The sequence below is a fragment of the Luminiphilus sp. nBUS_07 genome, assembly GCF_051201685.1.
Taxonomy (GTDB): domain Bacteria; phylum Pseudomonadota; class Gammaproteobacteria; order Pseudomonadales; family Halieaceae; genus Luminiphilus.
In genome coordinates this window covers 2,940,469-2,953,353 of sequence record NZ_CP179213.1, presented here as the reverse complement: position 1 = coordinate 2,953,353, position 12,885 = coordinate 2,940,469, and the positions used below count along the sequence as shown (strand labels likewise).

Below are 12,885 nucleotides of genomic sequence, written 5' to 3'. Positions count from 1 at the left end.
AAGCAGAATGGCATCGCCGGTTCACGTATTTTTTTTGATGGTGTTCGCACTGGTCTCGCCCAGCGTGAGCTTTGCGGGAGAGTATTCAGAACGAGCTGAGCTCGAGCAAGTTCTTGCCGATGTTGTTGAGCAGGGTGTCGATCGAGACTGGGCGGTTGCGTTGTTGAATCAAGCCGAGCGCCAGCAGAGTATTTTGGACGCCATTTCGAGGCCCGCAGAAAAGACCAAGCCATGGTACGACTACCGCAAGATATTTTTGACAGATAAACGCGCTCAGGAAGGCGTGGCGTTTGCCAAACAATACGCCGACACACTCACAGAAGTCAGCACCAGTACGGGTGTACCCGAATCTGTGATTACCGCCATCATAGGGGTCGAAACTTTTTATGGCCGCATTACCGGCAGCTACAGGGTCATTGATGCACTGGCAACACTCGCATTTGATTACCCTAAACGGTCGCCATTCTTTACTCGAGAGCTCGAAAACTTTCTCATTTTGGCTTACGAAAGTGGTAAAGACCCTCTCGCGTTGAAAGGTTCTTATGCAGGGGCTATGGGGTATGGCCAGTTTATGCCTTCAAGCTACCGAGCCTATGCTGTAGATCATAATGGCGATGGCGTTGCTGATATATGGGGCAATGCCGAGGATGCCATAGCTAGCGTCGCCAATTACTTTGTTCGTCATGGCTGGCAACCGGGGGCTCTTGTCGTCGTTCCCGCCAATTACGACGGCGCTAGCTCTGAATTGTTTGAAGGAGGCCTTAAGCCGACGATGACAGTGGGCGAGCTCGCCGAACAGGGCTTTGCGCCTCACACCGCCACCGATGTCTCTATGGTGGCGACCCCACTGCGGCTGCAGGGTGAAAAGGGTTTTGAATATTGGCTCTGTCTTGAAAACTTTTATGTCATTACTCGCTATAACCATAGTGCGATGTATGCCTTGAGTGTCTGGCAACTCAGCCAGGAGATCGAGAGCTTGGCTGCAGATGGCTAACTGTTTGAGAGTTTTGATCGCAGTAAGTCTCCTGCTGCTAGAGGGTTGTACACAGACGATTGAGGTGGCGGACAGGGCACCACCGCCGATCTCTCCGGGTGCAGTGCCAGATGCGATTCCGATTGCAGAACCTATTACCAGGGCGGGCAACAGCAGTCCGTACACGGTAAACGGTCAGACCTACACTGTTTTGGAAAGTGCCGACAATTACTCCGCAGAGGGTATTGCATCATGGTATGGGTTGAAATTTCATGGCCGTGCCACCGCAAATGGCGAGCGTTTTAGTGCCTATGAGCCAACTGCAGCCCATCGTTCCCTGCCCATCCCTACCTATGTTCGTGTCACAAACCTTGAGAATCAAGCCAGCATGATCCTCAGGGTGAATGATCGGGGTCCCTTTCACCCGGATCGAATCATAGACCTTTCCTACGGAGCTGCAGTGCGTCTGGGTTTTGCTGATCAAGGCACTGCAACAGTTCGCATTGATACCGTTGAGGTCATGGGAGTGTCGGACCTTCGCAACAACCCGGTTATTGAGTATCGGACGCTGCAGTTGGGTGCCTATGTGAGTGAAGCCGCAGCTCAGGCACTGGCTGAAGAGTCGCAGCGATTCGTCACAGTGCCTGCAGAGGTCCTGCCCGCGACCATTGCAAGTGGCCTGATTTTTCGTGTTCGTTTGGGGCCCTTTGAGAATCAGACAGACTTGCGTGAGGCTCAAAATCAGCTGCGAGCAGCGGGTTTGCCCCAAGGGCAACCCATGCCCTAAAGGGGCGCTTTTTTCGCTGATTTTTACCCCTAGTACTGAGTCACTGATACCATTGCGTTCCTTATTGTTGCTACGGTGCATTCCGACCGCATGAAAAACCCCGTTTTTGTTGCACTCATCGCTTTGTTTTTCAACGCCTCTGCCACGGCGGTATCGCTGGTGCCGGCGCCTCCGGGTATCAATGCCGATGCCTATCTATTGCTAGACTTTATTACCGGAGAAATTCTGGTCGAGCACAACATTGACACTCGACTACCCCCGGCGAGTCTGACCAAGCTAATGACGTCTTACATTCTCGCGGAAGAGGTCGATGCCGGTCGGTTGTCCCTTGACGACGAAGTCACGGTCAGCCGGAATGCTTGGTCCCAAAACCCTAAATTTCGCGGCTCATCCTTAATGTGGATCGAGCCCGGTAAGGTAGTGACGGTAGGGGAGCTTGAGCAGGGCATCGCCATATCCTCAGGCAATGATGCGACGGTTGCCATTGCCGAGCACATTGCAGGTAGTGAAGAGGCGTTTGTTGCTCTCATGAATCGCTATGCCGAGGAGCTAGGGCTTGCCGCGACCCACTTTGAAAATACTCACGGTTTACCGAATTCAGATCATCTGACAACGGCTCGAGATCTTGGCGTGCTTGCCAGCGCAACGATTCGTAATCACCCAGAACGCTACCGGGTGTATCGCCAGCAGTCTTATACCTACAACGATATTAAGCAGCACAATCGGAACCATCTGCTGCGCGAAGATCCCTCGGTCGATGGTCTGAAAACAGGTTACACGAGTGTTGCTGGATATGGCCTTGTGGCTTCAGCTGAGCGCGATGGTATGCGCTTAATTTCAGTGGTTTTAGGCAGTAACAGTACGCGCAGTCGCAAAGCAGAGACGCGCTCCCTATTGAATTACGGGTTTCGTTTTTACAAAAATTTGGAAGTTGTAACTGGCGTAGCGTCACTTGGCAGTACTCGGGTCTGGAAAGGTAAGACAGAGGTTGTTGATGGCGGCCTATTGGAGTCTGTGACCGTTGTTGTGCCCAGAACTCAGGCAACTCCTGAAGTGATTGCCTCCTTCGATGATCCGCTGCAGGCTCCGATCAACAAGGGAGATGCGGTGGGTCAGCTGCAAGTTTTTCTCGATGGGGAGCTGTTGTTGGAGAGACCCCTGCAGGCGCTTCAGAACGTCGAGTCCGCAGGGTTCTTTAAGCGTCTTTGGGATGGTTTTCTACTGTGGCTCTCCCAGATATTCAGCCCTTGATGTTTTGCTAGGGAAGACCCATGGAACCAGAAGCCCCAAAAATAGAGTTTCCCTGTAGCTACCCCATCAAGGTGTTGGGCCGAGCGGGCCATGATTTTGAGGCGGTTATTAACGAGGTCTTTGAAACGCACGCGCCGGCCTTTGACCGCAGTCTGACCCAGCGTCGTCCCTCCAAAGGCGGCACCTTTTTGTCTTTAACGCTGATTATCGAGGCGACAGGCCCTGAACAACTCGCGGCGCTCCATCAGGATCTGATGGCGACGGGCCGAGTTTCTATGGTGATTTGAGCGGTGATTGAGCGGCGGCTTTTAGGGCTGGTTGATTACGACGAAACGTTTTCGGCGATGAAAGCCTTTACCCAGAATCGAACCGAAGACACCCCTGATGAGCTCTGGCTGCTCGAACACCCTGCGGTGTTCACCCAAGGGGTGGCGGGTAAGGCAGCACATTTACTGGCCCCCGGTGATATCCCCGTCGTGAAAATTGATCGAGGAGGGCAGGTGACCTACCACGGGCCCGGGCAGTGGGTGGTCTACGTATTGCTCGATATTCGACGTAGCAGCCTTACGGTGAGGGGGCTGGTGACGGCTATTGAGCGAGCCGTTATCGCACTGCTTGCCAAATATGGCATTCAGGCCTCGGCTGACCCAAAAGCTCCCGGCGTCTACGTCGAGGGCAGGAAGATCGCGGCGCTTGGATTGAAGGTCTCTCGGGGTTGTAGCTACCATGGCGTGTCACTAAACGTGGATATGGATCTCGAACCTTTCCGCCGCATAAACCCCTGCGGACATGCTGGACTCGAGGTGATTTCGATGGCGTCTTTACTAGGTGCTGACGCTGTCGACAAGGAGGCCATTGGACAAGCCTTGCTAGATAGCCTGGAGTTTGAGTTTTCGCGCCCTGCAACCTGAGTGTGTCAGGGGGTGAGCCGGGATTATTGGTATTTCACAGCCTTTCTAGTGGTTTCATCACTGACTTCATGGCGGGGGTGCATTGGCACTGGCATAATCCCGCGCTTCAGGAGGAACCAACATGTCCGATACAGTGGCAGATTTAAAACGCGATATTGAAGCACGGCGCACCTTTGCCATTATTTCTCACCCGGACGCGGGTAAAACGACGATTACCGAAAAGCTGCTGTTGCTGGGCAACGCTATCCAAATTGCGGGCTCGGTAAAGGGCAAGCGGGGGCCCCATGCGACGTCAGATTGGATGAGCCTTGAACAGGAGCGCGGCATTTCCGTGACCTCTTCGGTGATGCAATTTCCCTACAAAGATCGCACGGTTAATTTGCTAGACACCCCTGGGCACGAGGACTTCTCGGAGGATACCTACAGGACCCTCACTGCAGTGGATTCGGCGCTGATGGTAATTGATGGCGCTAAGGGCGTTGAGGATAGAACCATCAAACTGATGAATGTCTGTCGGTTGAGGGATACGCCCATCGTATCTTTTGTCAACAAGATGGACAGGGATATTCGCGACCCTATCGAGTTGCTAGACGAGATAGAGGCGGTCCTGGGTATTGCCGGTGCGCCGGTTAATTGGCCTATCGGTATGGGCAAACACTTTAAGGGTGTTTATGACTTGCACGATGACGTGATTCACGTTTTTGAGGCGGGCCACAACGCTTTATTACCCCCAGACACTCGAATTAAAGGGTTGGATTCCCCCGAAGCTAAAGCGCTGCTCGACGACGAATATGAGTCAATTTGTGATGAAATTGAATTGGTCAAAGGCGCGAGTCACCCTTTTGATCAGGAGGCCTTCCTGCAAGGAAAGTTGAGCCCAGTATTTTTTGGCACCGCCCTGGGTAATTTTGGTGTTCGGGAAATGCTTGATAAATTTGTTGAGTGGGCTCCGAAGCCCTTACCCCGAGAAACCCGGACCCGGCTTGTTGATGCTAGGGAAGAACCCTTTTCGGGGTTTGTCTTTAAAATACAAGCCAATATGGACCCTAAGCATCGCGATCGTATTGCCTTTGTCCGAATTTGCTCGGGGCGCTACGCCAAAGGCATGAAGATGCGCCATGTTCGCGCGGCCAAAGACGTTAAGATTGCAGATGCAGTGACCTTTAAGGCCGGTGAGCGGGTATTGGTTGATGAGGCGGTCTCCGGGGATATTATTGGTCTTCATAATCACGGGACTATTCAGATAGGGGATACCTTTACCCTCGGCGAAGACCTTCGCTACACAGGGATTCCCCATTTTGCTCCAGAGCTGTTTCGGCGTATACGACTCAAAGACCCCATGAAGTTGAAGGCGCTGCAAAAAGGCCTCCAACAGCTGTCGGAGGAGGGCTCGACACAGGTTTTTTCACCGCTGATGTCGACCGATTTGGTCGTAGGCGCTGTGGGCCAATTGCAGTTTGATGTTGTGGCTTACCGGTTAAAAGATGAATATAAAGTCGAAGCGATTTATGAACCGATTAACGTGTACACCGCACGATGGATAGAAGCTGAGGATCCACGTAAGTTAGAGGAATTTCGCAAAAAGGCTGAAGATAATCTGTCAGAGGATGGCGGCGGTTATCTTACTTATTTGGCGCCGACGCGGGTCAATCTGGCACTCATGGAGGAGCGTTGGCCTGACATTCAGTTCAGGGAGACTCGAGAGCATTAAGTTGGCATGGCGTGTTCCCGAGTGTGGCGGTTGGGTGACGCCAAGCCTTTATGACAAAACCGTTAACGGGATGTATCAACGGTCGTCTAGGTCAGGGTCCAGCGTGTAACCAGGGTCTAGCTGCACCCCAAAACTATTTAGCATCATTGATACTTGGGTGTATTGCCCCACGGTCATAACCAGGTCCATTCGCTGTTTTTCAGAGAAGTCGCTTAGGGCCGCCCAGTTGGTATCGCTGATGAAGGCGTCGTTAGTGAGATTGTCTGTGGCATTGAGCAAAGCACGATCGCGATGGCTCCATCCTGTGGCTTGAGGACCAGCCTTAATACGCTGTATCTCTTCATCACTCAGCCCACAGGCACTTCCTATTCGCGCGTGCTGAGCCCATTCATATCCCGACTGCCAGTTGTACCCCGTGCGAAGAATGACGAGCTCTCGGTCTCGCGGGCTCAGGTCGTTGTCCGATGAGAGAATATAGCCCCCCCAGCCCATGAATCTGCGATAGGCTTTCAACGATTTTCCCAATGTGCGGAAGACGTTGAGAACGTGTTGTCCTTCGAACTGCGAGCCCAACTGGCTGCGAATGTCATCGCCGATGGCGTCATCGGGTAGGGGGTAGATTCGAGGCTTTTTTAATCGCACAGTGTTCCTAGAAGCCTAATTCGGCCGGGTGGAATTAACGATCCTCACAACGGTAAGCCTGTGGCGGGGTCTCTGCCGTGAGCCTTCAGAGTAGTTCTTCAATATCTTTTGCAATGGCTGCGGGCTTTGTTTGGGAGCCATAACGCTTAGCGACATTTCCTTCGGCATTGATGAGAAACTTAGTGAAATTCCATTTGATGCGCTCGGTACCCATAATGCCTTTGGCCTGACCCTTCAGCCAACTGTATAGCGGGTGTGTGTCCGCGCCATTGACCTCAATTTTTGCAAAAATAGGAAACGTAGAGCTGAATCGCGTAGTGCAAAACTCTACGATTTCCTCTTCGCTGCCGGGCTCTTGGCCGCCAAACTGGTTACATGGGAATGCCAGCACATCAAACCCCTTGTCGTGGTATTGGGCTTGAAGTGCTTCTAGCCCCTCGTATTGAGGGGTGAAGCCGCATTTGGAAGCGGTATTGACGATCAGCAAAACTCGCCCCCGATAGTCGTCTAAGTTGACTTCGTCGCCATTGGCAGCGCTTGCTTGAAAGTCATAGGCAGTGGTCATGGGGTTCTTCTCTCGGCGTCAATAGATGCTAGATGATACGGGAATAAGGCTTCGCGGATCAGCACAATTTTTAACCCCTGAGATAGGTTTCAATCTCAAAATCAGTGACCCGGCGCTGAAATTCGTTCAGCTCTTGCTCTTTGGTCTTGCCATATAACAGTTGAAACTCGGCGCTGAGGTATTTTTCGATGAGGGGTGAATTTAGAAATTTTTCTACCGCCACATTCATCAGACAGGGGAGGTTGGGCGTTTCATGCTGCATATCCCAGGCGTTACCCTCAATCGCCGCTGGGGGCTCCATTTTATTTTCTAGACCGTGAAGAATTCCGGCCAGCATTACCGCCATCACCAAATAGGGGTTGGCGTCGGCTCCGGCGACTCGGTGCTCGATACGCAGGGCTGTTTGTGGCCCAGAGGGAACGCGAAGTGCAGTGGTGCGATTGTCATAGCCCCATGTTGGGACGGTCGGGGCATGATTGCCAGCTTGAAAGCGTCGATAAGCGTTGAAGCTGGGGGCGAAAATCAGCATGGAGTCGGGCATCAGCTCCAAGCATCCTGCGATCGCCTGCTTCAACAGAGGGCTGCCTTCATCATTGCCGTCGTTAAAAATGTTGAGGCCCCGCTCTTCTAGCACACTACAGTGGATGTGCATGCCATTTCCCGCTTCATCATCAAGGGGTTTGGGCATAAAGCTGGCGATCAAATTACACTGGCTAGCGACTCTGCGAATACAGCGCTGCATGCGTATGATTTGATCCGCCATCAGCATCACATCGTCACTGTGGGCCATATTGATTTCGAATTGAGCTGGGGCAGATTCCTTGATAATGCCTTCGTAGGGAAGGTCCTGTACCTTAAAGGTCTCTCTCAGTAGATCGAGCATTTCACTGTGGTGGTCTAGCTCATTTAATGCGTAGAGATTGCCGCCCAACGTGTCCAGGCTATCGAGGGCGCTTCTAAGCGGCTTGTCTCGTCCAGGGTCAGGCACCAAGTAAAATTCCAGCTCTGCAGCCATACAAGGCTTCAGATTTCGCTCTGTAAATCCCGCCAAAACCTTGGCAAGAATTTGTCGGGGATCACCCATGTAGGGGGCGCCAGTTTCATCGATCATGGTCATGATCAATTGTCCCTGATCGGTACCGCGAGGCGTCAGCACGGGCTTTAAAGAGTTCTCAACGGCCATGCAGTAACCGTCAATATCGCCATTGGCATGGGCTAATTCTGGAATATCTCTGCCCCAAATGTCTAAACCCAATGCAGACTTGGGTAGCTTTAAGCCATCATCGAGCACAGATTGTATTTTTCCACGTGGTATCCACTTGCCTCTAGCGACACCGTTACAGTCAGTAATCAGCGCCTCAATCATTTCTACAGAGGGGTAGGCCTTCAGGAATAAGTCGACTTCGCGTTGCACGGGTATCACCGCTAAATTTGTAAAGAGGGGAGTCTGAGCTGCGCCGCTGGGGCAGGCAATGCCCCAAAAAGGGCAGTGAAGGGAGCTTTTTTGTGAGTTAGTTCAAAGATTTACGGATTACTGCATGTAAACGGACAGCGGATCTCCTCCCTGAGCGCTAGCGATATAAGGCATTGTGTTGATGAAGAGTGCAAATAAGTCAGCCTGACAGGACACATCCAGCTTTTTGTAGAGTGCCTTTCGATGTCGCCGCACGGTCTCGAGGGATATCGAAAGTCGCTCCGCAGACGTATCTGCGCCATAACCCCTTAGCATTAGCTCTAGTACCTCACGCTCTCTTGGACTCACAAAATCACTGCCAAAGGACTTAAAGGCAATGTCAATTTGGGCGTCGAGCCCGGGTTGTAATAAATTTGTCGACGCGAAATCGTCCCGATGACAGTGCGACTGAATAAGCGACGCCACAATTTCAGACACGCTGTAAAGCAGGTCGTAGTCTTCATCGCTAAAAGGAGTGTCACAAGCTTTGCGCATAATACAAAAATTCACAACGCTGCCATCGTCTAGGCGCGTCAGAAAGGTAATCTCATCACAGGTGCCGGTGCCACCGTAGTAGTTACGGAAGTAGCCGCTGTCTTCGAAAGTATTGCCTGTCAGGCGCCCCAACTTGTAAATACTGCTACGCGGGCTATTCATCGATATTTGATAAAAGGGATCTTCCCGATACGGGCCCTCGAGATACCGGTCTATTTGCAGCTCCACCGCATCAGCGGGTATTTCGTGATAGAGAATTCTTGGTGGCAGGTCGCGATGGTACAGCCAAATTTGGGGGTAGATATGAGCGACCTGGTCCGCAAGAGCCGAGAACAGCTGATTGAAAAACGCGTCGCCGCCAATAGCAGCAACGGTTTTTGCGAGATCAGAATTCCAGCGAGTAAATGCTTGCAGGTTGACCATAGTTAGTCAGTCTCTCGTTTTAAGTGCTCGGGTTTGCCGATCAGGGCACCGCCTCCCAATTCGACTGACCATAAACTACCAGTCAAGCGGCGCGTTGCGCCAGCGGCTTTGCCACGCGCGAAACACTTTATCGCTGTACTTGCGACTGCCCAGTGAGCCGTTGTAAGCCGCCAGTGCGCGATGTAGATCACCCGATTCTCGCTGCCAGTAGAACTGAAGAATTCTGCAGCCGTAACGTAGGTTTGTATCGCTGCGCGTAAGGTTGTCCCCAGGTCTTCCAATCTCATCCTTCCAAAAAGGCATGACCTGCATGTAGCCTTGTGCCCCAGCGCTTGATACTGCGAACCGGTCAAAGTGGCTTTCGACCTCAATAAGCGCGAGTACCAGCTCGGGGGGAAGATTAGCCGCCAGTGCTTCTTGATGCAGTAGGGTCAAAAACTGCACGCGCTCTTCAGGGTCAGACATGAAAGGTGCCAGTCGGGTCTGCATGTCGAGCAGCCAAACTTCAGCATCAAATCGATCCTCAAAGCTGGTCGCGCCAGCAATGGATTGCTCGAGAAAGCTTCGCATTGCTGCCCGCTCCGCGGGCTCTGCTTGCGCTGCGTTAATAAATAGCCAGCACCACAAACAGGTTAACAACAGGCCGATTTTGATGCGGTTACGCACCGCGAATCATAGCAATAATCGCATCGGCAGCCTCTGCGATTGGTATCAGTTGCTTCTGGTCGCTGGTGCGCCCTTGCAGCTCGATATTGCCCTCAGCAAGAGACCGGTCCCCCAGCGTGACCCGGACGGGGATGCCAATGAGCTCCATTTGAGCAAATTTCACGCCTGGCCGCTCCTTGCGATCATCCATGAAAACTTCCACGCCCAAATTAATGAGCTGCTCATAAAGTGTCTCAGTAGCGGCCGCTACGGCTTCAGACTTATCCATATTTAACGGCACCAATGCGACTTCAAAGGGTGCCATAGCTTCCGGCCAGACAATGCCGTGCTCATCATGATTTTGCTCAATAGCCGCGGCAACAATTCGTGTTACTCCGATGCCATAGCACCCCATTGCCATGGGTACCGACTTGCCCTCTTCGTTGAGAACGACAGCTTTCATGGCCTCACTGTATTTGGTGCCCAGTTGGAAAATATGGCCGACCTCGATACCGCGACGAATCTCCAGCTTTCCCTGGCCACAAGGGCTAGCGTCGCCGGCAACGACCTCTCGGATATCTGCAGTTTCAATATTGGCAACATCCCGTGACCAGTTAACGCCTCGGAGGTGAAAGCCATCTTGATTTGCCCCGCAAATAAAACTGTTCAGCGCCGCCGCGCTCTGATCAACAACAACAGGTACACTAAGTCCTACAGGCCCCAAAGAGCCGAACCCTGCACCTGCAACCGCCAGTACTTTCGCCTCATCGGCTAACTCCAGAGGTGCGTGTATGCCGGGTAATTTTTCAGCTTTCAAAGCGTTTAGCCGGTGATCGCCCCGCAGCACTAAAGCGACAATCTCATCAGCTTCGCCTTTGACAAATAACGTCTTTATGGTCTCAGATATGCTCACGCCTGTCTGCTTTACCAGTTCGTCGATCGTCTTAACTCCGGGCGTCGCAAATTGGGTTAAGTCGCTGATCTCAGCATCGGTAGCCGGTGGTGCAAGCGCGGGAGCAAGTTCGACATTTGCGGCGTAGTCGCTAGTGTCCGAGAAAGCGATAGCATCCTCTCCTGAATCAGCGAGTACATGAAACTCGTGTGAGTGAGAACCGCCAATGGAGCCGGTGTCGGCTTCTACCGACCGGAAATTAAGGCCCAGTCGGGTAAATATAGCTGTGTATGCCTGGTGCATACGCCAATAGGTTTGCTCTAAAGACGCTTGATCGGTATGAAATGAGTAAGCGTCTTTCATTATAAATTCTCGTGATCGCATCACGCCAAACCTAGGACGAATCTCATCGCGAAATTTCGTTTGAATTTGGAAGAAATTTAGGGGCAGCTGCTTGTAGCTTTTAATCTCAGTTCGCCCCAGCGATGTAATAATCTCCTCATGGGTGGGTCCCAGGCAAAACTCTCGATTGTGTCGATCTTGAAGTCTTGCCAACTCGGGTCCGTATTGTTCCCAGCGACCAGATTCCAGCCATAGCTCTGCTGGTTGGACCACCGGCATGCTGATTTCGAGTGCGCCGGCACGGCACATTTCCTCTCTAACCACCTGTTCGACTCTACGGAGCACGCGCAACCCCAGAGGCATCCAGTTGTATATGCCTGCGGCTACTCGACGGATGAGTCCGGCTCGTAACATAAGTTGATGACTAATGACTTCAGCATCTGCAGGTGTTTCTTTGAGGGTTGATAGTAAAAACTGGCTGGCACGCATGATAGTGCGACTCCGAGAACAAAGGCCACAATTGTACGGAGAGTCGGCAATGGGCGGAAGTCAGCTTGGTAGAACTTTGTGCGCGGGGGAAAATACTAAAAAAACAGGGGTTTTTATGCTTTTAAAGAAAAAAACCCCTTGTTTTACAGCATATTCTCGTGTTGAATCTGCAGAACTGCACTTTGAAGCCTTAATTCTAAGGTTTTTGAGTCGGTTACCCAGTCTCCATACCACTACTTAAAAGGTGATAAAGACCTATGGCAACCAAAAAAGCAGCAGCAAAGAAAGCACCCGCAAAGAAAAAAGCAGCAGCTAAGAAGGCGCCCGCTAAAAAGCCGGCCGCAAAGGCAGCTCCTGCAAAAGTGAAGGCCATCTCGACCAAGATGACCAAAACACAGATCGTTGGCACCATTGCTGATAACACTGGTCTGACTAAAAAGCAGGTCTCTGACGTAATGCAGCAAATGGACGCGTTGATTGAAGGCAGTATCAAAAAGCGCGGTGCCGGGGAATTTACAATCCCGGGTATGATGAAAATCACCACGGTTCGTAAGCCAGCGGTAAAGGCTCGTAAAGGCATTAACCCCTTTACTGGCGAAGAGACGATGTTCAAAGCGAAGCCTGCTAGCACAGCAGTAAAAATTCGCCCGTTGAAGAAAATGAAGGAATTCGCCAACTAGTAGGCGTTTCCGGTGACTCCCTTAGGGCGTTAGCCCTTGGGGAGTGTTTACATGACGGTATTGATGCGCAGCTCGAGGCGCTTCCTCGAGAGTTGAACTGTTGTGCGCGTCGATAGTTAGGCTATTAACACCACCTCTCCCCGTTAGAGGTAACTCCGGTTTAAACAGACCTGTTTTTCCGGTATTCTGCGCCCCCTCAGAAGTTTCAACTTTCCACTCAATTCGCCTGGAACGATTTGTCTGTTCCTGTTGGGAGACACCGACGTGCCGATTTATGACTACCGGTGCAGTGACTGCTCACATCAGCTCGAAGCCTTACAGAAGCTGTCAGATGCACTGCTTACAACCTGCCCTGAATGTGGCAAGGAAACACTGCGTAAGCAAGTGAGTGCCCCGGCTTTTAGATTGGCGGGCAGTGGCTGGTATGAGACCGACTTTAAGACGGGAAACCAGAAGAACCTGGCGGGTGACACCAAAGAAAAAAACAGCTCGGGTGAGACATCGAATGCGGTAAAAAGTGAGGGTGGCTCCAAGACGGGCAGTAGCAGTGCGTCTGGCACATCTGGAGAAGGGAAAAAGTCTTCCGGTCAGTCAAATAATACGACCACAAAGTAACGGACGTTTGA

The 12,885-nt window shown here is 51.9% G+C and carries 14 protein-coding genes; 8 read left to right on the top strand and 6 right to left on the bottom strand.

What is annotated here, in order from left to right; all coding sequences use genetic code 11:
- Positions 1-7 precede the first annotated feature (7 nt).
- From mltB to ACMAZB_RS13150, 6 genes are all read left to right on the top strand, one after another.
- Entirely contained in the window at positions 8-994 is a 987-nt protein-coding gene (gene mltB / locus ACMAZB_RS13175) for a lytic murein transglycosylase B (RefSeq protein WP_435217792.1), read from the top strand.
- Positions 987-1,760: a septal ring lytic transglycosylase RlpA family protein gene (locus ACMAZB_RS13170; protein WP_435217790.1), complete on the top strand. Its 774-nt coding sequence runs from the start codon at positions 987-989 to the stop codon at positions 1,758-1,760. The genes mltB and ACMAZB_RS13170 overlap by 8 nt, the downstream gene beginning before the upstream one ends.
- A 90-nt stretch (positions 1,761-1,850) precedes the next feature.
- On the top strand, positions 1,851-3,011 hold the full coding sequence (locus ACMAZB_RS13165) for a D-alanyl-D-alanine carboxypeptidase family protein (protein ID WP_435217788.1): 1,161 nt from the start codon (positions 1,851-1,853) through the stop codon (positions 3,009-3,011).
- 20 nt (positions 3,012-3,031) lie between these two features.
- Positions 3,032-3,298, top strand: a complete 267-nt coding sequence (locus ACMAZB_RS13160; RefSeq protein ID WP_435212541.1) for a YbeD family protein — start codon at positions 3,032-3,034, stop codon at positions 3,296-3,298.
- A 57-nt stretch (positions 3,299-3,355) separates the two neighbouring features.
- Positions 3,356-3,922: a lipoyl(octanoyl) transferase LipB gene (gene lipB, locus ACMAZB_RS13155; RefSeq protein ID WP_435220090.1), complete on the top strand. Its 567-nt coding sequence runs from the start codon at positions 3,356-3,358 to the stop codon at positions 3,920-3,922.
- 121 nt (positions 3,923-4,043) lie between these two features.
- The gene (locus tag ACMAZB_RS13150) at positions 4,044-5,633 is read left to right on the top strand and encodes a peptide chain release factor 3 (protein ID WP_435217786.1); all 1,590 of its coding nucleotides are present in this window, start codon (positions 4,044-4,046) and stop codon (positions 5,631-5,633) included.
- Between the two features lie 75 nt (positions 5,634-5,708).
- On the opposite strand, the gene ACMAZB_RS13145 is transcribed toward ACMAZB_RS13150, so the two are convergent.
- The 6 genes from ACMAZB_RS13145 to ACMAZB_RS13120 form a co-directional block, all read right to left on the bottom strand.
- The gene (locus tag ACMAZB_RS13145) at positions 5,709-6,275 is read right to left on the bottom strand and encodes a carboxymuconolactone decarboxylase family protein (protein ID WP_435217784.1); all 567 of its coding nucleotides are present in this window, start codon (positions 6,273-6,275) and stop codon (positions 5,709-5,711) included.
- A gap of 85 nt (positions 6,276-6,360) precedes the next feature.
- Entirely contained in the window at positions 6,361-6,840 is a 480-nt protein-coding gene (locus ACMAZB_RS13140) for a glutathione peroxidase (protein ID WP_435217783.1), read from the bottom strand.
- A gap of 70 nt (positions 6,841-6,910) precedes the next feature.
- A complete protein-coding gene (locus ACMAZB_RS13135) occupies positions 6,911-8,254 on the bottom strand; it encodes a glutamine synthetase family protein (RefSeq protein WP_435217781.1) in 1,344 nt (447 codons plus the stop codon).
- A 117-nt stretch (positions 8,255-8,371) separates the two neighbouring features.
- Positions 8,372-9,211, bottom strand: coding sequence for a helix-turn-helix transcriptional regulator (locus ACMAZB_RS13130; protein WP_435217779.1), 840 nt, complete (start codon positions 9,209-9,211; stop codon positions 8,372-8,374).
- 75 nt (positions 9,212-9,286) lie between these two features.
- Entirely contained in the window at positions 9,287-9,781 is a 495-nt protein-coding gene (locus ACMAZB_RS13125; protein ID WP_435217777.1) for a lytic transglycosylase domain-containing protein, read from the bottom strand.
- Between the two features lie 88 nt (positions 9,782-9,869).
- Positions 9,870-11,579 (bottom strand): proline--tRNA ligase, encoded by a 1,710-nt coding sequence (locus tag ACMAZB_RS13120; RefSeq protein WP_435217775.1) that lies wholly within the window; start codon positions 11,577-11,579, stop codon positions 9,870-9,872.
- 257 nt (positions 11,580-11,836) lie between these two features.
- On the opposite strand from ACMAZB_RS13120, the gene ACMAZB_RS13115 reads away from it, so the two are divergent.
- Both ACMAZB_RS13115 and ACMAZB_RS13110 read left to right on the top strand, forming a co-directional pair.
- Entirely contained in the window at positions 11,837-12,259 is a 423-nt protein-coding gene (locus ACMAZB_RS13115) for an HU family DNA-binding protein (RefSeq protein WP_435212523.1), read from the top strand.
- Positions 12,260-12,523: 264 nt separating this feature from the next.
- The gene (locus ACMAZB_RS13110) at positions 12,524-12,874 is read left to right on the top strand and encodes an FmdB family zinc ribbon protein (RefSeq protein ID WP_435217773.1); all 351 of its coding nucleotides are present in this window, start codon (positions 12,524-12,526) and stop codon (positions 12,872-12,874) included.
- The last annotated feature ends 11 nt before the right edge of the window (positions 12,875-12,885 follow it).